19 protein-coding genes are annotated in these 19,769 nt (G+C 61.9%); 12 read left to right on the forward strand and 7 right to left on the reverse strand.

What is annotated here, in order from left to right; translation table 11 throughout:
* The first annotated feature begins 5 nt into the window (after positions 1 to 5).
* The 3 genes from hemG to BLL52_RS05425 all read left to right on the forward strand — a co-directional run bounded on the left by hemG (position 6) and on the right by BLL52_RS05425 (position 3,794).
* A complete protein-coding gene (gene hemG / locus BLL52_RS05415; protein ID WP_075585693.1) occupies positions 6 to 560 on the forward strand; it encodes a menaquinone-dependent protoporphyrinogen IX dehydrogenase in 555 nt (184 codons plus the stop codon).
* 88 nt (positions 561 to 648) lie between these two features.
* A complete protein-coding gene (locus BLL52_RS05420) occupies positions 649 to 2,613 on the forward strand; it encodes an ATP-binding protein (protein WP_075585694.1) in 1,965 nt (654 codons plus the stop codon).
* The gene (locus BLL52_RS05425) at positions 2,610 to 3,794 is read left to right on the forward strand and encodes a YbfB/YjiJ family MFS transporter (RefSeq protein WP_075585695.1); all 1,185 of its coding nucleotides are present in this window, start codon (positions 2,610 to 2,612) and stop codon (positions 3,792 to 3,794) included. The genes BLL52_RS05420 and BLL52_RS05425 overlap by 4 nt, the downstream gene beginning before the upstream one ends.
* A gap of 88 nt (positions 3,795 to 3,882) precedes the next feature.
* On the opposite strand, the gene BLL52_RS05430 is transcribed toward BLL52_RS05425, so the two are convergent.
* The 5 genes from BLL52_RS05430 to BLL52_RS05450 form a co-directional block, all read right to left on the reverse strand.
* Positions 3,883 to 4,434, reverse strand: coding sequence for a DUF2062 domain-containing protein (locus tag BLL52_RS05430; protein ID WP_075585886.1), 552 nt, complete (start codon positions 4,432 to 4,434; stop codon positions 3,883 to 3,885).
* 10 nt (positions 4,435 to 4,444) lie between these two features.
* The gene (locus BLL52_RS05435) at positions 4,445 to 5,017 is read right to left on the reverse strand and encodes a universal stress protein (RefSeq protein ID WP_075585696.1); all 573 of its coding nucleotides are present in this window, start codon (positions 5,015 to 5,017) and stop codon (positions 4,445 to 4,447) included.
* A gap of 12 nt (positions 5,018 to 5,029) precedes the next feature.
* Positions 5,030 to 5,977 carry a TerC family protein gene (locus BLL52_RS05440; RefSeq protein ID WP_075585887.1) on the reverse strand — a complete coding sequence of 316 codons (948 nt, stop codon included), beginning with the start codon at positions 5,975 to 5,977 and terminating at the stop codon, positions 5,030 to 5,032.
* Between the two features lie 63 nt (positions 5,978 to 6,040).
* Positions 6,041 to 6,775, reverse strand: a complete 735-nt coding sequence (locus tag BLL52_RS05445; RefSeq protein WP_083633800.1) for a Bax inhibitor-1/YccA family protein — start codon at positions 6,773 to 6,775, stop codon at positions 6,041 to 6,043.
* A gap of 44 nt (positions 6,776 to 6,819) precedes the next feature.
* Positions 6,820 to 7,170 carry a hypothetical protein gene (locus tag BLL52_RS05450; protein ID WP_075585697.1) on the reverse strand — a complete coding sequence of 117 codons (351 nt, stop codon included), beginning with the start codon at positions 7,168 to 7,170 and terminating at the stop codon, positions 6,820 to 6,822.
* Between the two features lie 131 nt (positions 7,171 to 7,301).
* Between BLL52_RS05450 and BLL52_RS05455 the strand changes: the two genes are divergently transcribed.
* Positions 7,302 to 8,177: a LysR family transcriptional regulator gene (locus tag BLL52_RS05455; protein ID WP_075585698.1), complete on the forward strand. Its 876-nt coding sequence runs from the start codon at positions 7,302 to 7,304 to the stop codon at positions 8,175 to 8,177.
* Between the two features lie 246 nt (positions 8,178 to 8,423).
* On the forward strand, positions 8,424 to 8,966 hold the full coding sequence (locus tag BLL52_RS05460; protein WP_083633801.1) for a methylglyoxal synthase: 543 nt from the start codon (positions 8,424 to 8,426) through the stop codon (positions 8,964 to 8,966).
* 52 nt (positions 8,967 to 9,018) lie between these two features.
* On the opposite strand, the gene BLL52_RS05465 is transcribed toward BLL52_RS05460, so the two are convergent.
* Both BLL52_RS05465 and BLL52_RS05470 read right to left on the reverse strand, forming a co-directional pair.
* Positions 9,019 to 10,320: a CaiB/BaiF CoA transferase family protein gene (locus BLL52_RS05465; protein ID WP_075585699.1), complete on the reverse strand. Its 1,302-nt coding sequence runs from the start codon at positions 10,318 to 10,320 to the stop codon at positions 9,019 to 9,021.
* 157 nt (positions 10,321 to 10,477) lie between these two features.
* The gene (locus BLL52_RS05470) at positions 10,478 to 11,671 is read right to left on the reverse strand and encodes an acyl-CoA dehydrogenase (protein WP_075585700.1); all 1,194 of its coding nucleotides are present in this window, start codon (positions 11,669 to 11,671) and stop codon (positions 10,478 to 10,480) included.
* Positions 11,672 to 11,916: 245 nt separating this feature from the next.
* Between BLL52_RS05470 and BLL52_RS05475 the strand changes: the two genes are divergently transcribed.
* The 7 genes from BLL52_RS05475 to BLL52_RS20270 all read left to right on the forward strand — a co-directional run bounded on the left by BLL52_RS05475 (position 11,917) and on the right by BLL52_RS20270 (position 19,743).
* Positions 11,917 to 12,825 (forward strand): LysR family transcriptional regulator, encoded by a 909-nt coding sequence (locus BLL52_RS05475; protein ID WP_075585701.1) that lies wholly within the window; start codon positions 11,917 to 11,919, stop codon positions 12,823 to 12,825.
* 38 nt (positions 12,826 to 12,863) lie between these two features.
* Complete coding sequence (locus tag BLL52_RS05480) at positions 12,864 to 13,997, forward strand: aminotransferase class V-fold PLP-dependent enzyme (RefSeq protein ID WP_075585702.1); 1,134 nt, start codon at positions 12,864 to 12,866, stop codon at positions 13,995 to 13,997.
* Positions 13,998 to 14,067: 70 nt separating this feature from the next.
* Complete coding sequence (locus BLL52_RS05485; RefSeq protein ID WP_075585703.1) at positions 14,068 to 14,592, forward strand: MarR family winged helix-turn-helix transcriptional regulator; 525 nt, start codon at positions 14,068 to 14,070, stop codon at positions 14,590 to 14,592.
* A complete protein-coding gene (locus tag BLL52_RS05490; protein ID WP_075585704.1) occupies positions 14,589 to 16,136 on the forward strand; it encodes an efflux transporter outer membrane subunit in 1,548 nt (515 codons plus the stop codon). The genes BLL52_RS05485 and BLL52_RS05490 overlap by 4 nt, the downstream gene beginning before the upstream one ends.
* Positions 16,137 to 16,211: 75 nt before the next feature.
* Positions 16,212 to 17,465 carry an HlyD/EmrA/EmrK family protein gene (locus tag BLL52_RS05495; RefSeq protein WP_075585705.1) on the forward strand — a complete coding sequence of 418 codons (1,254 nt, stop codon included), beginning with the start codon at positions 16,212 to 16,214 and terminating at the stop codon, positions 17,463 to 17,465.
* A 446-nt stretch (positions 17,466 to 17,911) separates the two neighbouring features.
* Positions 17,912 to 19,483: a DHA2 family efflux MFS transporter permease subunit gene (locus BLL52_RS05500; RefSeq protein WP_075585706.1), complete on the forward strand. Its 1,572-nt coding sequence runs from the start codon at positions 17,912 to 17,914 to the stop codon at positions 19,481 to 19,483.
* A gap of 59 nt (positions 19,484 to 19,542) precedes the next feature.
* Entirely contained in the window at positions 19,543 to 19,743 is a 201-nt protein-coding gene (locus BLL52_RS20270; protein WP_139313310.1) for a hypothetical protein, read from the forward strand.
* Positions 19,744 to 19,769: the final 26 nt, after the last annotated feature.

Here is a 19,769-nt window from a genome sequence, read left to right on the forward strand (position 1 = left end):
CCACCGTGCCACACCATACCCTTCTCATCTATTCCACCGTTGACGGCCACACGCGCCACATTTGCGAGCGCATGAAGTTCGTCATGACCGCGCAAGGCCAGCACGTGACCCTGGCACCGCTGGACCAGGCCGACGCCCTGAATCTGGACAAGTTTCAGCGCATCGTGATTGGCGCCAGCATCCGTTATGGCAAACACCGCCCGCAGTTGGCGGCATTCATCAAGAAGCACCAACCGCTGCTGGAGCGCAAGGCAAACGCGCTGTTTTCCGTGAACGTGGTGGCACGCAAGCCTGAGAAAAACCAGCCACACACCAACCCCTACATGATCAAGCTGATGCAGCAGCTCAGCTGGAAGCCGAATCTGACAGGCGTGTTTGCCGGGCGGCTGAACTACCCGGCGCTGGGCCTGGTGGACCAACAAATGATCCGCTTCATCATGTACATCACCAAGGGGCCGACCGACACCACCCAGACGTTCGAGTTCACCGACTGGGCACAGGTAGAAGCGTTTGCGCATCAGGTGTGCGCGCTGCCGGTTCCCGCCCAGCCTGCGCCCTGAGGCGGTCAGCCGGCGCGGCATCGCGTACTCCATAATATTTGCAGGCTAAGAGCGTCGCGAACACGCATCCCCATCAAGGAGTACACCGATGTCGATCACTGCCCGCCAGAAGCTGGCGCTATACGAAGCCGTCTTTGAGGAAATCCCTGACGTTATCGTGCTCAAGGATGCCAAGGGCGATTTTTTGCTTTGCAACCGCACTATGGCAGACCTGTACCACACCACGCCCGACGCGATGGTGGGAAAACACGATAGTGACTTTGGCGTACCCGCCGATCTGGCAGCGTCATTTAGGCACAACGTGCTCGGGATCATGGCGCGCGGCGAAGGCGAGGTGGTTTTTGAAGATAGTCGCGACGCACTTACCGGAGAAATCAGGCACTTCAAATCGATTAAGCGTCCGTTCAAAGACGCTCACGGCAACAACCAGATTTTGGTCATAGCCCACGACATCACCGATGTGGTGCGGGCCCAGCAACAGGTCGCACAGAGCGAACAACGCCTGCGCGATGTCATGACCGCCACCCGGGAGGGCATTTGGGACTGGCACCTGCCCACTGGCCGCTTGGTGCACAACCAGCAGTGGTTCAGCATCCTGGGCTTCTCAGAAGGTGATGTCGACAGTCATATAGATGCGTTCGCAGGGTTCCTCCACCCTGATGACAAACCGCAGGTATGGGGTCAATTGCAGCGACTGCTCGACGGACACAACGAGTTCTACAGCTCGGAGCACCGGATGATCTGCAAGGACGGCGGCAGCATCTGGGTGCTCGACCGGGGGCGTATCGCTGAGCGTGATGCCCAGGGCAAGCCCGTGCGAATGGTTGGCGCTTACACAGACATCAGCGAGCGCAAGCAGCATGAGGTGGAACTGGAGCGTTTGCTCGAACTGGCTCAGGCCGGCACCCGCGCCAAAAGCGAGTTTCTGGCCACCATGAGCCATGAATTACGTACACCTCTCAACGGCATTCTGGGCATGGCGCAGCTGCTGCTGCTGCCGCAACTCTCACCGCAGGAGTTGCAGGACTACGCGCGTACCATTTTGACGTCCGGGCAAAGCCTTCTGGGTCTGCTCGACAACATTTTGGACCTGTCCAAGGTCGAGGCCGGCAAGCTGCAGCTAGCGCCTACTGCCTTCAACCCGGCACAGTTGCTGATGCAAACCGTGGCCGTCTTTAAGCCACTGGCGCAAAGCAAGCATCTGACGCTTCGGGTAGACACTGGCACCCTTGAGCAAAGCTACTGTTGCGGCGACGCCACCCGGCTGCGGCAGATGCTGACCAACTATGTGGGCAACGCCATCAAGTTCACTTCGCAGGGCGAGGTGCTGGTGCAGGTGGCGCAGATCAACGACGACAGCGGCCAGCGCTGGCTGGAGTATTCGGTGCAGGACAGTGGCATCGGCATTGCCGCTGACAAACAGGCGCTGTTGTTCAAGCCGTTCTCGCAGGCTGACAGCTCTACCACCCGCGAGTTTGGTGGCACCGGTCTGGGCTTGTCCATCGTTGCCAAGCTGGCCGAATTTATGGGTGGCAGCAGGGGTTTGCAGAGCCAACTGGGCAAGGGCTCGCGCTTCTGGTTCCGGGTGCCCATGCAGCCGGCGCCCGCACCACTGCACCCCGAGCAAGTCACCCCGCCCATCGGTAGTGCAGCGCCAGCAGATTTGCTCAGTGGGCGCGTGCTGGTGGCCGAGGACAACCCCATCAATCGCATGGTGATCAAAGCGCTACTGATCAAGCTGGGGTTGCAGGTCGAGTTTGCCGACAACGGCCATATTGCTTTTGAAAGGGTGCGCCAAGCGACGCCTTTCGATGTGATCCTGATGGATGTGCAAATGCCGATCATGGACGGCCAGCAGGCCACGCGCAGCATCCGGCAGTGGGAACGCGACAGTGGCGCCAAGCGCACCCCGATCATCGCGCTGACCGCCAGCGCCTTTGACGACGACCGACGGCGTTGTGTCGAGGCCGGTATGGATGACTTCCTGACCAAGCCAATCACCCTGGCGCGCCTGAGTTCTGCACTGTCGCGGTGGCTCAAGGGCGGCAGGTGACGCAACAGCTGGCGCGGCTGAAGGTTCTTGGCGCAGGCATTTTCAGCTTAATTCTGACGCTGGGCGTGGCGCGCTTTGCGTACACGCCGCTGCTGCCGCTGATGCAGCAGCAGGCCGGTTTGGGCGTGGCCGCTGCCGGCTGGCTCGCCGCGATCAATTACGCCGGCTACTTGAGTGGCGCGCTGATTGCATCGCAGATCAGCGACTTGGTGCTTAAAGACAAGCTGTACCGCATCGGTATGGTGCTTGCGGTGTTGAGCACAGCCGTCATGGGGCTCACCACCGATGTGGTGGTCTGGGCTATATCACGCTATGTGGCCGGGCTGTGCAGCGCGGTCGGCATGTTGCTGGGCACCGGGCTGATTTTGAACTGGCTGATCCGCCATAACCAGCGCAGCGAGTTGGGCATTCACTTCAGCGGCCTGGGGCTGGGCATTGCCGGTTGCGCAGCCGCGGTGATGCTGATGAGCCCGGCACTGGACTGGCGCGAACAATGGTGGGCGTTCGCCGCTCTTGGCTGCCTGCTACTGGTACCGGCCCTGGCCTGGCTGCCCCGCCCGGATACCAGTGGCCTGACCACCAGCGGGCAAAAGATGGTCGACAAGCCGCCCAGTAAGCTGTACTTGCGCGTCTTCATGGCGGCGTATTTCTGCGCCGGGTTTGGTTATGTGGTGAGTGCCACGTTTATCGTGGCGATTGTCAACAAGCTGCCCGGCATGGCGGGCCAGGGCAATCTGGTCTTTCTGGCGATTGGCCTGGGTGCCGCCCCGGCCTGCATCAACTGGGACTTCATCGCCCGGCGCACCGGCGACCTGAATGCGTTGATCCTGGCGGCGGTACTGCAGATCGTGGGCATTTTGCTTCCGGTGATGGTGGGTGGGCTGCTCCCGACGCTGTTTGGCGCGCTGCTGTTTGGCGGCACGTTTATCGGCATGGTCAGCCTGGTGTTGAGCATGGCCGGGCGCTACTACCCGACCAAACCCGCCAAGATGATGGGCAAGATGACACTGTCCTACGGCGCTGCCCAGATCATCGGCCCAGCCTTCACTGGCCAATTGGCCGTCCACCTGGGCAGCTACAACGCCGGGCTGTACTTTGCTGCGGGGGTGATGGCGGTGGGGACGGTCTTATTGGTGGGGTTGAAGGCGGTGGAGCGGCGCGATGCAGCCCACGCCTTATGAGCATCTTTTTGCGAAGGGCTTCAACCCACGGCGACTGTTTGACGAGGTAACGCAGCGGAGCGAGTTGCCTCTTTGATGGCCAGAGCCATCAACTTGGTCTGCGATGCAGGCGGCGGGCTCTCCGAACCACTGGCGTCAAAAAGAAGACTTGCATCAGCGCGTAGGCATTCGCGGCCAGCACGATGGCCAGCACGGGCAAGCCGATCAGCAAGGGCCAGCCGAGCGCGGTCATCCATTCGCCCAAACCGATGGCCCAAGCGCCAAAGCCGTCATCCGGTGCCACAAATGCTGGCATCACATGCTGGCCGGGTAACAGAAAGGCACCCATCTTGAATGCCAGCCAATACAAGGGCACGATGGTCAGTGGGTTGGTATAGGCGGTGACGAGCACCGCCAGAATGGCATTTCCGCGCAGCCAGGCACACATTCCCAGAGACCCCAACACCTGTAACGGCCCAGGTATCAAGCCGCACAGCACGCCAATGGCCACGCCACGGGATAGGGGCTCCCGATAAAAACTGAACACATCATGCCGGTCTAACCACGGTCGCAGGCGACCGAGCGTGGGGCTACTCAAGGTGGCCAACACGCGAGGCTCCAGATGGCGCAGCCACGCGCGAAAGCGTCGAGCTTGGTTCATGCCGTCAAGATCATGCGCTGGCCAATGACCCATCTCCGGCGCCAGGGCGCGGGCCACCAGGTGTGCGCACGACAAGTACCACGCCAAGCGCTGCACGAATCACCTGCTGCGCGACGCAGCCCAGCAGCAGGCTCTCAGCCGTACTCAGGCCGCGCGCACCGATGACGATGCCCCGGCTGCCCAGAAACTCGGCCAGCAAGACGATGCTGGTTGCAGGCTCGCCCATACGCACATGAAGTCGCCACCCCAAGCCCTTGGCATCTAGGATGGCGCAAGCAGCGGCGGTGGCGGCCCAGCCACGCTGGGACAAATGGCTTTCAGCGGCCTCCTTGCTTAACCAAGGTTGAACATTTATCAGATCGAGCGTTTCCACACCGCTTTCGAGGGCAAGGCGCATGGCCTGGCGCAACGCCTGCAGTGCGTACCCGGAGCCGTCGAGTGCGACGAGCCAGCAAGCGCTGCAGGGCACGTCAGACGAGATCCCCCCGGACTCGAAAGTCACAGCAAGAAGTCGCCCCTCGCTGTCACGCTGTTCACGGCACGCTGGCGGCATATCGGGCGATTGGGGTGCAATGGATGTCATGTTTGAACCCCACTAAGTGCCGGGCATGGTGGGGATAGCCTTGCCTTTTGATAGTTTCAGACTAAGAACAACCGACAGCGCAATGATGCTCCCGACGATGGCCAGTGACCATTGCACCGGCATGTGGAACCATGGCATAGCCAGCATCTTGCCACCAATAAACACCAGCACGATGGCCAGACCGTATTTGAGCAGATGGAAACGGTCGGCCATGTCGGCCAGCAGGAAGTACATGGCCCGCAGCCCCATGATGGCGAAGATGTTGGAGGTGAAGACGATGAACGGGTCGGTGGTCACCGCGAAAATCGCCGGAATACTATCAACCGCAAACACCAGGTCGCTGACCTCAATCAGCACCAGCACCAGGAACATTGGCGTGGCGTAAAGCAGGCCCTGCTGGCGCACGAAGAATGCCTGGCCGTGAAAGCCGGGGGTGATGCGCATGTGGCCGCGCATCCAGCGCAGCAGCGGGTTGTTGTCCAGGTCGGGCTGCTGGTCGGCAAATACCAACATCTTGATGCCGGTGATCAGCAGGAAAGCACCAAAGACATAAAGGATCCAGGCGAACTCTTGCACCAGCCAGACGCCGGCCAGAATCATGCCGGCCCGCATCACGATCGCTCCCAGCACGCCGTATAACAGCACGCGGCGCTGCAATTCAGGCGGCACGGCAAAGTAGCCAAAGATCATCACGAAGACAAACATGTTGTCCACCGACAGCGATTGCTCGATCAGATAGCCGGTGATAAATTCCAGCGCCTTGCGATTAGCCACTTCGCGCCCGAGGGTGCCGTCCAGATACCACCACAGCAAAGCGCCAAAGGACAGCGCCAGCGTGACCCAGACAAAAACCCAGGCACCGGCCTCTTTGACAGACACCCGATGGGCCTTTTTTCCGCCAAGTACGAACAAATCCAGCGCCAGCATGGCCAGCACGAAAGTGATGAAACCGGCCCACATCGGGCCGGTGGCAAAATTGTCAATGGTTTGCAAGTTGTAGTTCCACGGGTTGGCGCTAAAGCTTTAGTCGCTATTGCTTCCGATACCAAAGAGGCTCAGCAGACTGGTGAAAAGGTTAAACAATGATACAAACAAGCCGACCGTGGCCAGCACATAGTTGCTTTCACCACCGTTCACAATGCGGCTGGTCTCGAACAGGATCAAACCTGCCGACAACAAGGCCACCATGGCTGATACCGCCATGCCCAGCGCGGGCACCTCAAACACCATGGCGCCGATGCCGGCCAGCAAGGCAATCACCATACCGGCAAACAAAAAGCCACCCATGAAGCTGAAGTCTTTGCGGGTGGTCAGCACATAGGCCGACAGCGCAAGAAACGTCACGCCGGTCGCGCCCAGCGCCATGCCAATGACCTCGCCACCATTGGGCAGGCCGCTGTAGCGGGTGAGGATGGGGCCCAGCGTGTAGCCCATGAAGCCGGTTAACGCAAACACCGCAGGCAGCGCCCAGGCGCTGTTTTGCAACTTGTGTACCGCGTACAACAAACCAAAATAGCCCACCAGCGTGATGATGATGCCCGGACTGGGCGCCTGCAAGGCCATGGCCGCCGTAGCGACACCGGCGCTAAACAGCAGCGTCATCGCCAGCAGTGCGTAGGTGTTGCGCACCACCCGGTTTTGCAAGGCAGATGTGAGGGGGTTGCCGTTATCAACGCCGTTGCTGTTTGCACCGTAGCGGCTATCGGGCCCGGGCCAGGGAATGGCGCGGGCTGGCTTGTTTTGGTTCGAGTCGGTCATGGTTCTTGCTCCTTTAAGGCAGTTAATCTGAATGGGGTGAGGGTTTAGCTGGCAACTGACTTCTGCGTCAGTGCTTTCATCGACTGGCGCCGGGGCCTTTTGGCTTGCGACAGCGTTTTGACCAGCTTGGCAACCATGCGGCGCAGGGCGTCTTCCAGGGCCGCGTGCCAGTTGCTGGATGTGGCGCCAACGATGACGGTGCCGTGGGCTTCCAGGTGCAACCGAATCTTGGCGCGCTTGTCAACACCACCGCGCGGCCCATTCACATCCGTGAAACTGATCCGCGCGGTGTTGACCTGTTGTGCCATGCGGCGCAGGGCAAAGCGCAGACGCTCCACGGTCATATCCTTCAGCGGCTTGGCAGCGGCGGGTTGAGCGTCAAAAACAATCTGCATGGTTGGCTCCTCAAAGAAAGTAAAAGGGTCAGCGGAGTTGCAACTGTAGAGGTTAAATAGCTATAACAAAAGTAACTAACACCTATCGTTGACAAAGACAAAACCTTTCTTTCAGCCTCAAAATACGCGCTATGAGCCAAAGCTTCAACTACCGTCACCTGTACTATTTCTGGATCGTTGCCAAAGAGGGCGGCATGGCCCGCGCCGCCGAACGGCTGGACATGGCGCTGCCCACCATCAGCACCCAGGTGCGGGAGCTGGAGAAGTCGCTTGGGGTCAGTCTGCTCAAGGCGCAAGGGCGCAACCTGGTGCTGACAGAAGCGGGGGTCGCCACCATGCGCGAGGCGGATCAGATCTTTGCCCTGGGTGAAGGGCTGCCCCAGCGGGTGCGCGAGGCCGTCAGTGGCGCCCGGATTCGCTTTAATGTCGGCATCTCGGACGGCATTGCCAAGCTGGCGGTGCACCGCCTGCTGGCACCGGTTCTGGGTGAGCCCAAGCTGCGCCTGCTCTGCCATGAGGGCGAGTTTGAACAACTGCTGGCCGAGCTGGCCTTGCACAAACTCGATGCCATGCTGTCCGACCGGCCCGCACCCGCGAAGAGCGAACTGCACATCACCAGCCAATTGCTCTCCAGCAGCCAGATCGCTTGGTACGCGCCAAAAAATTGGGCAGACGCGGCCCGCAACAACTACCCGCACAGCTTGGCCGCGGTGCCCTTGTTATTGCCCACGCGGCATTCGGCGGTGCGCTTGCGCATTGACCATTGGTTTGAACGCGAGCGCATCCAACCCATGGTCGTCGGTGAGTTTGAAGACAGCGCGCTGTTGATGACCTTCGGTGCCGCTGGCATGGGAGTTTTTCCGGCCACCGAATCGATCAACGACGAGTTGCTGGAAACACACAAGCTGGACAACATAGCCGTCTGCAGCGAGGTGCAAGAGGAGTTTCACCTGATCTTCACAGCGCGCAAAGTGCTGCATCCGCTGTTGTTGCGACTGCTTGGTTGACACACCAAAAAGGCAGTAGCGCGGCGCAGCGTCCGGGGCATTGCGCCAGTTCACCCGCCGTCAAAAGTTGTTGCACCGCAACATGTCATCAGGGTAAACCCTTAATCAAGCTAGGATGGTGTGCAACAGATTCACCTCGGCGGGTGCCCCTTCAAGCCACGGCTGCCTAAGCCTCGGTGCCCGCCCACTCTCACGACGCTTTGCCCCATGCTGGATTCAACCGCTGGGCTTTTATGGAGAACGCAGATGCATCCAACCCTGAACCAACTGTCCGCACAGAAGCGGATCGCGCTCATCGCTCACGACAACAAGAAAAAAGACTTGCTCGAATGGGCCGCCTACAACCGCCCGGTGCTGCTGCAGCACACCCTGTGTGCCACAGGCACCACCGGCAGTCTGCTGGAAAAGGTGCTGGGCACGCAGATTGAAAAGCTGCGCAGCGGCCCGCTTGGCGGCGACCAGCAGATCGGCGCGAAGATTGCCGAAGGCGTGGTCGACTTCATCATTTTCTTTTGGGACCCGTTGGAGCCGCAACCGCACGACCCCGACGTCAAGGCGCTCCTGCGCCTAGCCGTGGTGTGGAACGTCCCGGTGGCGTGCAACCGGGCTTCGGCTGACTTCATGATCTCGTCGCCGCTGATGTGCTCGCCCTACGAGCGCATTCTTCCCGACTTCGAGCAACACATGAACCGGTTTGCCCAGAACTTGATCGTCCTGGAGCCGGGCACCGACGCTGCCACGGAGTTGCCCCTGATGGAGCACGTCACCGCCGCCGAATCTGCCGCTTAAACACCAGGTCCTTGCGGGGCAAGCGTCTGAGGCGCGGGCGGGCGCGGTGCGCTCATACCACGCGCTGCGCGCGCAAAACCGACACCTCAGCGGCAGACAGGCCTAGCTCGCCCAACACCTCGTCGGTATGCTCGCCCAGCCGGGGTGGCGGGCGGCGCAGAACGGGTGGCGTCGCGCTCAGGCGCAGCGGGCTGGCGACGGTGTTCACCGGGATGAGCGCGGGGCTCTTAGCAGCCGGATCAGCACCCTCTAATGCTATACTATTAATAGCTACTGGCGCTTTATATGATTGGGCTAGAGCCTGTTTTATCACTAAACCACGGGCTTGTACCTGGGGGTCGGCAAAGGCTTGCGCCAGATCGTTGATGGCGCCGCAGGGCACGGCTTTGTCTTCCAGCAGGCCAATCCAGTCGGCGGTGCTGCGCTGGCGGGTCTCGGGTTGCATCAGCGCAGCGAGTGCCTCGCGGTGTTGCACGCGCAGGGTGTTGCTGGCAAAACGCGCATCTTTGGACCATTCGGGGTGGCCAGCGGTGCTGCAAAAGCGGGCAAACTGGCCCTCGTTACCAATGGCCAGCAGCATGCTGCCATCCAGTGTTTCAAAGGTCTGGTAGGGTGCCAGACTGGGGTGGGTGTTGCCCTGGCGCTGCGGCACCTTGCCGCAATTCAGGTAGCCCGCAGCCTGATTCGCCAGCACCGCCATGCCCACATCCAGCAACGCCATGTCGATATGCTGGCCTTCACCGGTGGTGTGCCGCGCCTCAACAGCGGCCAGGATGGCGGTGGTGGCGTAGATGCCGGTCAGGATGTCGATGAGCGCCACCCCCATGCGCATCGGGCCACCGCCGGGCTGGTCGTCCGCGTGGCCAGTGATGCTCATCATGCCGCTCATGGCCTGGATCATCAGGTCATAACCGGCGCGTTCGGCATACGGTCCGGTCTGGCCAAAGCCGGTGACCGAGCAGTAGATCAGACGTGGGTTCAGCGTTTTGAGGCTCTCGTAGTCCAGCCCGTAGTGCTTGAGGCCGCCGACCTTGAAGTTCTCGACGAGGATGTCGCTGCCAGCGGCCAACTGGCGGATCAACGCCTGGCCTTCAGGCTGGGCGATGTCCAGGGTGATGGCACGTTTGTTGCGGTTGCAGGCGGTGAAATAGGTGGCCTCCTTGGTGTCGTTGCCGTCTGCGTCTTGGAGGAACGGCGGGCCCCAGCTGCGGGTGTCGTCTCCGGCGCCGGGGCGCTCGACCTTGATCACGTCGGCGCCCAGGTCGGCCAGCATTTGTGTGGCCCAGGGGCCGGCCAGCACGCGGGAGAGGTCGAGGACTTTGAGGTGGGCGAGGGCAGCGGCTTGGGTCGTCATGGTGTTCTTTAGGTTATGAAGTCAGGGTTTCATTTGTTGCCAGACTGAGGTTGGCGGCTGGCCACGCGGGCTTAGGCAGGGGGCCCCGCCCGCGGCCACCACCGATGCCAGCATCTTCGTGCCCAGATATTCCGGAGATTTACACGAACCCGTCTACTCAGCAAAACGCCTGAATCCCGGTCTGCGCCCGCCCCAGAATCAACGCATGGATGTCGTGCGTGCCTTCGTAGGTGTTGACTACCTCCAGATTCACCAGATGCCGCGCCACGCCAAACTCGTCGCTGATGCCGTTGCCACCCATCATGTCGCGCGCCAGGCGGGCAATGTCCAGCGCCTTGCCACAACTGTTGCGCTTCAAAATTGAGGTGATCTCCACCGCTGCTGTGCCTTCGTCCTTCATCCGCCCCAGCCGCAGGCAGCCCTGCAACCCCAGCGCGATTTCGGTCTGCATGTCGGCCAGCTTCTTTTGAATCAACTGATTCGCCGCCAGCGGGCGACCAAATTGCTGGCGGTCCAGCACGTATTGGCGGGCGCGCAGCCAGCAGTCTTGCGCGGCACCCAGCGCGCCCCAGGCAATGCCGTAGCGTGCTGAGTTCAGGCAGGTGAACGGGCCTTTCAAACCTTGCACCTCGGGAAAAGCGTTCTCTTCGGGGCAAAACACGCCGTCCATGACGATCTCGCCGGTGATGCTGGCGCGCAAGCCCACCTTGCCGTGGATGGCTGGTGCGCTCAAACCTGCGGCACCCTTTTCCAGCACAAAACCGCGAATCGGGCCGACCTTGGCGGACTCACTCACCTCTTTGGCCCAGACCACAAACACGTCGGCAATCGGGCTGTTGCTGATCCACATCTTGTTGCCGCTGAGCTTGTAGCCGCCGGGCACCTTGTGTGCGCGGCTCAACATGCCCGCCGGGTCGGAGCCGTGGTTCGGCTCGGTCAGGCCAAAACAACCAATCCACTCACCGGTGGCCAGTTTGGGCAGGTATTTCTGTTTGCTGGCCTCGTTGCCAAATTCAAAAATCGGCACCATCACCAGCGAACTTTGCACACTCATCATGCTGCGGTAGCCGCTGTCGACCCGCTCCACCTCGCGGGCAATCAAGCCGTAGGCCACATAGTTCAGGCCAGGGCCGCCATAGGCCTCGGGAAGGGTGGGGCCGAGCAGGCCGAGCGCACCCATTTCACGAAAGATGGCCGGGTCGGTCTGCTCGTTGCGAAACGCCTGGACCACGCGCGGCTGCAGTTTGTCCTGGCAGTAGGCCGCGGCGGCGTCCTTGACCATGCGCTCGTCGTCGCTGAGTTGCTGCTCCAGCAGAAAAGGGTCTTGCCAGTTGAAAGAAGCGTGGGCCATAAGGTGTCTCCAGAAATAAGTGGGCAGGCGGCATGCAGTGCCAGCATGCTAACGCGCCAACTGGCTGGGGTAAACCGATTTGTTGTCACGCAGACATCACTAGCGTGCATATCTGAAGAAACAGGTCTTTGCTGAAAGTAAGTGTCTAAATAGGCTATAGCCCCCGTTTAAATTGCGCTAGTTGCTATGTTTATTGCTAGTTTAGAAGAGGCTTTAAAAGTATTGATGTGTATATTACGCACACCATGCGCAGAAAAATACCTTCCCTGCAGGCTCTGGCCTGTTTTGATGCCGCCGCCCGCCACGAGAGTTACACCCGCGCCGCGCAAGAGTTGGCGCTCACCCAAGGCGCGGTGTCGCGGCAGATCACCGCGCTGGAGGTGTTCGTTGGCGTGGCCCTGTTTCGGCGCACCCGCCACGGCGTGCTGCTCACCGCCAGCGGGCGCGACTACGCCAACCAGGTGGCCAGCCGACTGGCAGCACTGGAGCAAGACACGCTGGACGTGATGCGCCAGCAGGGCCGCGGCCAGGTGCTGCAACTGGCCGCTGTGCCCACCTTTGCCACCCGCTGGCTGATTCCGCGCCTGCCAGAGCTCAAGCGCCAGCAGCCCGAGCTGACCGTGCATATTGAGACACGCACCCGAGCCTTCATGTTTGCCGACACACCGTTTGATGCCGCGCTGTTTGCCAGCACCCCCGAGCAGGTGGCCAACTGGGCCGGCACGCAGGCGGTCAAACTGCTCGACGAAGTGGTGCTGCCGGTGTGTGCCCCCGGCCTGCTGCAAGGCGCAGCCAGCCTGCCAGCTGAGGCCATCACCTACCTGCCGCTGCTGCAGCAAAGCACCCGCCCGCTGGCCTGGCGGCAATGGTTTGAGGCACAGGGCGTGGCCGCGCCGCAAGCGTTGTCAGGCGCGCGCTTCGAGCTGTTTTCCATGACAGCTGCCGCCGCTGTGCACGGCATGGGTGTGGCACTGGTGCCCGCGCTGCTGGTGGAGGATGAGCTGGCACGTGGTGACTTGGTGGTGGCCTGCAACCAGCCGCTGGCCAGCCAGCGCGCCTACTACCTGGTGCGCCCCGAGCATGACGACAACCCGCTGGCGCTGCAGGTATTAACCGACTGGCTGATGCGGGCAGTGACCCAGCCCCCATGCTAAGCTGACACCACTTGCCTAAACAACTCGGAGCGCTACCCATGCCTGCACTGCTTTCCACCATCGACCCCGACGGCCTGCTTGAATACTCGGTGGTCTACACCGACCGCGCCTTGAACCACATGTCCAAGCGCTTTCAAGGCGCCATGCGCGACATCTCCAGCATCCTGAAAGAGGTGTACCACGCCAAATCGGCCGTCATCGTGCCTGGCAGCGGCACCTTTGGCATGGAAGCCGTGGCGCGCCAGTTTGCTACTGACAAAAAGGTGCTGGTCATCCGCAACGGCTGGTTCAGCTACCGCTGGTCGCAGATTTTTGACATGGGCAAGATTCCTTCTGAAACCCTGGTGCTCAAAGCCCGGCGCACCAGCGACAGCAGCCAGTCACCGTGGATTCCCTGCCCGATTGACGAAGCCGTGGCGACCATCCGCGCCGAGAAACCCGCCATGGTGTTTGCCCCGCACGTGGAAACCTCCAGCGGCATGATGCTGCCCGACAGCTATATCCGCGCCCTGGCCGACGCGGTGCACGAGGCAGGCGGCATGCTGGTGCTGGACTGCGTGGCCTCGGGCACCATCTGGGTCGACATGCAGGCCACCGGTGTCGATCTGCTGGTCACCGCACCGCAAAAAGGCTGGAGCGGCACGCCCTGCTGCGCCATGGTCATGCTCAGCGAGCGGGCTCGCTCTGCCATTGATAGCACCACCAGCAGCAGTTACGCGGCTGACCTGAAGAAATGGCTGCAAATCATGGAAACCTACGAGAGCGGCGCCCACAGCTACCACGCCACCATGCCCACCGACGCGCTGGTGAGCCTGCGCGCCGTCATGCAGGAAACGCGTGACTACGGGTTCGAGAAAGTGCGCGTCGAGCAGGCCGAGCTGGGCGCAAAAGTGCGCACACTGCTGGAAAGCCGTGGCCTGCCCAGCGTGGCGGCTGAGGGCTTCAAGGCACCCGGTGTGGTGGTGAGCTACACCACCGACCCCGAGATTCAAAATAGCAAGAAGTTTCTGGCGCTGGGCCTGCAGACCGCCACGGGCGTGCCGCTGCAATGTGACGAGCCCGCCGACTTCATGACCTTCCGCGTCGGCCTGTTTGGCCTGGACAAGTTGCACAACGTCGACCGCACTGTGGCCACGCTGGCGGGCGCGCTGGACCAGATGGGTATCCGCTAAGCCCTGCCTCAATATCAGGCATAACAACGATTGCCACAACAATGGTTGCTTAAGCAAGTATATTCGGGGTGTGAACACCAATACCCTCATTCCCCCTTCAAACAGCCCCAGGCCCGGCCCGGCGGCAGACTTTTATACCGCGAAGAACTACCTGCCGAGCGAGAGCGTGGGCTTCATGATGCGGCGCATCGTCACCCATATCTCGCGCGAGGTAGACCGCGAACTCGAACCCCTGGGCTTGACCAACGCGCAATGGGTGCCGCTGCTCAAGCTGCATCTGGGTTGCGGCTCCACCGTGGCTGAGCTGGCGCGCGAGTCTGATCTGGACGCGGGCTCCATGACGCGCCTGCTCGACCGCCTGGAGGCCAAACAGTTGTGCCGCCGGGTGCGCTCGCTGGACGACCGGCGGGTGGTCCACATTGAGCTCACCCCCGCTGGCGCTGCCGCAGCCGAGCAGATTCCCGCGGTGCTGAGCCGAGTGCAAAACACCCACCTGACGGGCTTCACCGCCGAAGAATGGCAAACCCTCAAAGGCCTGTTGCGCCGCGTGCTCACCACCGCCCAAACCCTGCGCGAGGCCCAAGGACAAGCATGACGATTCAACAGAACACTTTTGCTGCGGTGCCACGGGCACCCGTTGCGGTGCATCGACTTCGCATCATCGCAATGGCTAGCGCCATGGCGCTGGGCGCACTGGCAGGCTGCGCCGACTTTTCCGGCATCACGCCCCAATCGCAGTTGCGTGATGCGGACTCGTTTGGGCTGACCACGCCTTCCGGTATTACCTCAGTTAATACCTCCGCCAACGCCGCCGAGAACGCCGCCATCAACGTGCCCGCGCCGCTGGACAACCAGTGGTGGCGCGCCTTTGGTGACGACACGCTGAACCAACTGCAGGCGCAAGCGCTGCAAGCCAACCCCAGCCTGAAATTGGCACAGGCCAGAATCACGGCCGCGCAAGCGGCAGCCCAGCTCACCCAGTCGGCCACCGGGCCACAGCTCAACGCGCAGCTGAGCGCCACCCGCCAGCGCTACACCGCCAACGGCGCCATTGCGCCGCCGCTGGCTGGTGCGATAGAAAGCAGTGGTACGGCCCAACTCGCAGGCAGCTGGGAGCTGGACTTTTTCGGCAAAAATAGCGCCGCCCTGCAAGCCGCGCTGGGCAACGCGCGCGCCGCGCAAGCCGATGCCCAAGCCGCCCGCGTGTTGCTGGCCAGCCAGGTCGGGCAAACCTACTTCAGCTGGGTGGGCCTGAACGAACAACGTGCGCTGGCCAACCGCGCACTGGCCCAGCATGAGGAAACCCTACAACTGGTGCAAGACCGCTTTAATGCCGGGCTGGACACGCCCCTTGACCTGCGCCAGGCACAGGGCGCACTGCCTGAAGCACGGCTGCAACGCGAGTTGTTGGACGAACAAATCGCCCTGACACGCAACGCGCTGGCAGCGCTGGTTGGTGCACCAAATATGCCTCTAGCCCTTACCTATAAAGCGCAAGCAGCTATCATGTTAGTACCGTTGGACAAGCTTATCTCTGCCAACCTGCTGAGCCAGCGCGCCGATGTGACGGCCGCCCTCTGGCGTGCGCAAGCGGCAGACCAGGGCATCAGCGCGGCGCGCGCCCAGTTCTACCCCAACATCAACCTGAATGCATTTGCCGGTTTTTCCAGCATCGGCCTGGGGCAGTTGCTGCAATCGGGCAGCCAGCAGTGGGGCGTGGGCCCAGCCATCAGCCTGCCGCTGTTTGACAGTGGCCGCCTGCGCGCCAACCTGGGGGTGAAAACTGCCGAGCGCGATGCGGCGGTCGAAAGCTACAACGCCACGGTGATCAACGCCATCCACGACGTGGCCGACCAACTGGCCTCGCGCCAGGCGATAGCGCGCCAGCAAGCTGAGCAGGCGCAGGCCGCTCAAGCTGCGCAGGAAACCTATGACGCGACGCAGCAGCGCTACCGCAGTGGCCTGCTCAACGCCTTGCAAGTGCTTAACGCCGAAACCGCCGTGCTGGCGCAGCGCCGCCAGGCGGCAGACCTGAGCACCCGCGCGCTGCAAAACCAGGTGGCCCTGGCGCGTGCACTGGGCGGTGGGTTTACCGCAACCACGCCGCCAGCAGATCGCGAAACGCTATCTCTTAAATAGCTACTTGCGCTTATCGTATAAGGGCTAGAGGCCAATTTCTTATAAGACACGTCACCTACTGACAGGACACCATCCATGACCGACAGCCCTTCCGATTCCCCAAGCACGCCCAGTGAACCTGAAGCCTCTAGCGCCAACCCCAAACGCAAAAAGGGGCTGACCATTCTGGCTGGGGTGGTCGCCGTCGCCGGCCTGGGCTGGGCCGCCTACGCGTATTTCGTGGCCCGCCACTTTGAGGACACCGACAACGCCTATGTGCAAGGCGACGTGATCCAGATCACCCCGCAGATCGGCGGCACGGTGCTCGGCATCCTGGCCAACGACACCGACTTCGTCAAAGCCGGGCAAGTGCTGGTGCAGCTCGACCCGGCTGACTCAGCGGTGGCACTGGACCAGGCCCAGGCGGCGCTGGCGCAAGCGGTGCGCCTGGCGCGCACGCTGTATGCCAACAACACCACCCTGACGGCACAAATCGCCCTGCGCGAAGCGGACGTGACCAAGGCCCGTGTCGACGTGGAGCGCACCAGCGACGACCTGAAACGCCGCCAGTCGCTGAGCGGCAACGGCGCTGTGTCACAAGAAGAACTGAAACACGCGCAGCAACAATTTGATAGCGCCAAAAGCACACTGGTCGCCGCCCAGGCCGGTGTTTTGGCCGCAGGTGAACAGCTCGCCAGCAACCAGACGCTGACCGAAGGCACGCGGGTAGAGCAGCAACCCAGCGTGCAACTGGCCGCCGCCCGTCTGCGCGAAGCCTTTTTGGCCACGCAGCGTGCGACGCTGCTGGCGCCGGTGGACGGTTATGTGGCCAAACGTACCGTGCAGCTCGGGCAGCGCGTGGCGGCGGGCACACCGCTGATGTCGGTGATTGCGTTGAGCCGGGTGTGGGTTGAGGCGAACTTCAAGGAAGTGCAGCTGCGCAACATTCGCATCGGCCAGCCGGTGACGCTGGTGGCCGATCAATACGGCTCCAAGGTGAGCTACAGCGGCACGGTGAGTGGTCTGGGTGCAGGCACTGGTGCGGCGTTTTCGCTGCTGCCCGCGCAAAACGCCACGGGTAACTGGATCAAGGTGGTGCAGCGGGTGCCGGTGCGCATTGCGCTGGATGCCACCCAACTGACCGAGCACCCACTGCGCGTGGGTTTATCGATGACGGCCGAGGTGGATGTGAGCAAAACCGATGGTCTGGCCCTGGCAGATGTGCCGCAGGTGGCGCTGGCTCAGCCTGCAGTTTTACCCACCGATGGCGCGGCAGAGCAGCTGGTGCAGCGGGTGATTGCGGCCAATCTGGGGCAGGCAGCACCGGGTAAGCCGCGCGGCAAGCTGTAAAGCCACTCGCCAAGCTTTAGCGCCACACGCATCCCATCACCCCCTGTGTTACCGCCAGAGCCGTCTGTGAATCCAGCCGCAATGTCAAGCAGCCGCCAAGGCTTCGTGGTGATGCCCGGCTGGTGGCGTTGGCAAACCGGATTGCAGTGGCGGGTCAATGACTTTGGCTAAATCCGAAGTCCCCGAAGTCCGGGCCCCAGAAGCCTCGCCGCACCAACGATACCGGCGTAGCAGCCGAATGGGGTGCGCCCCGATTTCTGGTACCCCAGTATGAGGGGGGAGCCCCATTCGGCTGTTGCGCCGCGCCAGCACGAAACAGCGGCCTGACTCGGGGCGCGACAAGCCACACAAGCCACACAAGCCGCAAGAAAACCCAGCAGCAACGGCCAGACAGGCTTTAGAAGCCCAAACCATCTGACCACCCAAACCCCGATCCACACAACCCCATGTCCCAATCCATACCCGCTGCCGGTTACATCCACCCGCCGCCTTTGAGCGGCTCCGCCCGTCTGTGGGGCACGCTGGCGCTCTCTGCGGCCACGTTCATGAACGTGCTCGACACCTCGATTGCCAACGTGTCATTGCCGGCCATCGCCGGTGACCTGGGCGTCAGCCCGAACCAAGGCACCTGGGTCATCACCAGTTTTGCCGTGGCCAACGCCATTGCCGTGCCGCTCACCGGCTGGCTATCGCAACGTTTTGGCCAGGTGCGCCTGTTTGTCACCAGCGTCATCCTGTTCGTGCTGACGTCGTGGTTGTGCGGGCTGGCGCCCAACATGACAACGCTGATCGTCTTTCGGGTGCTTCAAGGGCTGGTGGCCGGGCCGATGATTCCGCTTTCGCAAGCCTTGCTGCTGTCAAGCTACCCGGCGGCCATGGCCGGAACCGCGATGGCGCTGTGGTCCATGACAACGCTGATCGCGCCGGTGCTGGGGCCGCTGCTGGGCGGCTGGATCACCGACAACGTATCGTGGCCGTGGATTTTTTACATTAACATCCCGGTGGGCGTGGGCGCGGCCTTTGTCACCTGGCGCATTTTTCACAAGCGCGAGAGCCAGATCAAAAAGCTGCCGATTGACTCGATAGGCCTGGCCCTGCTGGTGCTGTGGGTCGGCTCGCTGCAAATCATGCTCGACAAGGGGCAGGAGCTGGACTGGTTCCACTCGCAAGAAGTGGTGGCGCTGGCCGTGGTGGCGGTGGTGGGTTTTCTGGCGTTTCTGATTTGGGAACTGACCGAAGAACACCCGGTGGTGGACCTGACCTTGTTCAAACGGCGCAACTTCTGGGCCGGGGTGCTGGCGCTGTCCATAGGCTACGGGCTGTTTTTTGGCAACGTGGTGCTGCTGCCGCTGTGGTTGCAGCAGTACATGGGTTACACCTCCACGCAGGCGGGCATGGTTCTGGCGCCGGTGGGGCTGATGGCGCTGATTTTGTCGCCGCTGGTGGGCAAAAACATCAACAAGTTTGACCCGCGCAACTTTGCCGCCTTTGCCTTCATGGTGTTTGGGCTGGTGCTGTGGATGCGCTCCAACTTCAACACCCAGGCCGACTTTGGCACCATCATGATCCCGACGCTGATCCAGGGCGTCGCGATGGCGTTTTTCTTTATCCCGCTGATGACCATCACGCTCTCGGGTCTGTCACCAGACCGCATTGCGGCGGCATCTGGTCTGTCAAACTTTGTGCGTATCACGGCAGGCTCGTTTGGCACCTCGATTGCCACCACGCTGTGGCAGGACCGCGCCGCGCTGCACCACGCGCAGCTCAGCGAATACGTCAACAGCGGCAGCAGCGCCGCGCAAAGCGCGCTCACCGGGCTGGTCGCTGGCGGCTACACCCCGCAGCAAGCATTGGCCGTGGTAGACCGGCTGACCAACCAGCAAGCCTACATGCTGGCCGCCAATGACATTTTTTTTGCCTCGGCGGTGACCTTTCTGGCGATGATTCCGCTGGTGTACCTGACGCGCTATAAGCGCGCTGGGGCGGCTGCGTCCGACGCAGCGGCGGGGGCGCATTGACCCACCCGTTTGACATGGCCGCCACAAGGTTATCGCTACCGCACCAGAATGACAAAACTATGTCCTGCCAAAACACCCCTCCCAAGCCGCCCCTAGACGCTCGCCGCTTTGCCCAAAAGACCAGTTGGCTGCGCCCTTACACACGCTGGGCCACACGCTTTGCCCTGAACTCGCCGCGCTGGCTGCCTGCGGGGTTGCGCAACACGCCGCTGAAAGTGTCCTCATTGATTTTGCGCGGCTACCACCGCAGCATGCGCTAGGCGTCTGTCGGGTGAACAGCGCAAGG

It is taken from the genome of Rhodoferax antarcticus ANT.BR, from assembly GCF_001938565.1.
Classification (GTDB): Bacteria; Pseudomonadota; Gammaproteobacteria; order Burkholderiales; family Burkholderiaceae_C; genus Rhodoferax; species Rhodoferax antarcticus.

Excerpts from the sequence above, each read along its gene's own strand:
- BLL52_RS05450 (WP_075585697.1), bottom strand. The coding sequence starts at position 7,170 with ATGCAGATTGTTTTTGACGCTCAACCCGCCGCTGCCAAGCCGCTGAAG.
- BLL52_RS05420 (WP_075585694.1), top strand. The coding sequence starts at position 649 with ATGTCGATCACTGCCCGCCAGAAGCTGGCGCTATACGAAGCCGTCTTT.
- BLL52_RS05475 (WP_075585701.1), top strand. The coding sequence starts at position 11,917 with ATGCGCAGAAAAATACCTTCCCTGCAGGCTCTGGCCTGTTTTGATGCC.
- BLL52_RS20270 (WP_139313310.1), top strand. The coding sequence starts at position 19,543 with ATGTCCTGCCAAAACACCCCTCCCAAGCCGCCCCTAGACGCTCGCCGC.
- BLL52_RS05500 (WP_075585706.1), top strand. The coding sequence starts at position 17,912 with ATGTCCCAATCCATACCCGCTGCCGGTTACATCCACCCGCCGCCTTTG.
- BLL52_RS05430 (WP_075585886.1), bottom strand. The coding sequence starts at position 4,434 with ATGAACCAAGCTCGACGCTTTCGCGCGTGGCTGCGCCATCTGGAGCCT.
- BLL52_RS05470 (WP_075585700.1), bottom strand. The coding sequence starts at position 11,671 with ATGGCCCACGCTTCTTTCAACTGGCAAGACCCTTTTCTGCTGGAGCAG.
- BLL52_RS05455 (WP_075585698.1), top strand. The coding sequence starts at position 7,302 with ATGAGCCAAAGCTTCAACTACCGTCACCTGTACTATTTCTGGATCGTT.
- BLL52_RS05495 (WP_075585705.1), top strand. The coding sequence starts at position 16,212 with ATGACCGACAGCCCTTCCGATTCCCCAAGCACGCCCAGTGAACCTGAA.
- BLL52_RS05445 (WP_083633800.1), bottom strand. The coding sequence starts at position 6,775 with ATGACCGACTCGAACCAAAACAAGCCAGCCCGCGCCATTCCCTGGCCC.
- BLL52_RS05480 (WP_075585702.1), top strand. The coding sequence starts at position 12,864 with ATGCCTGCACTGCTTTCCACCATCGACCCCGACGGCCTGCTTGAATAC.
- BLL52_RS05490 (WP_075585704.1), top strand. The coding sequence starts at position 14,589 with ATGACGATTCAACAGAACACTTTTGCTGCGGTGCCACGGGCACCCGTT.
- BLL52_RS05435 (WP_075585696.1), bottom strand. The coding sequence starts at position 5,017 with ATGACATCCATTGCACCCCAATCGCCCGATATGCCGCCAGCGTGCCGT.
- BLL52_RS05460 (WP_083633801.1), top strand. The coding sequence starts at position 8,424 with ATGCATCCAACCCTGAACCAACTGTCCGCACAGAAGCGGATCGCGCTC.
- BLL52_RS05465 (WP_075585699.1), bottom strand. The coding sequence starts at position 10,320 with ATGACGACCCAAGCCGCTGCCCTCGCCCACCTCAAAGTCCTCGACCTC.
- BLL52_RS05440 (WP_075585887.1), bottom strand. The coding sequence starts at position 5,977 with ATGTGGGCCGGTTTCATCACTTTCGTGCTGGCCATGCTGGCGCTGGAT.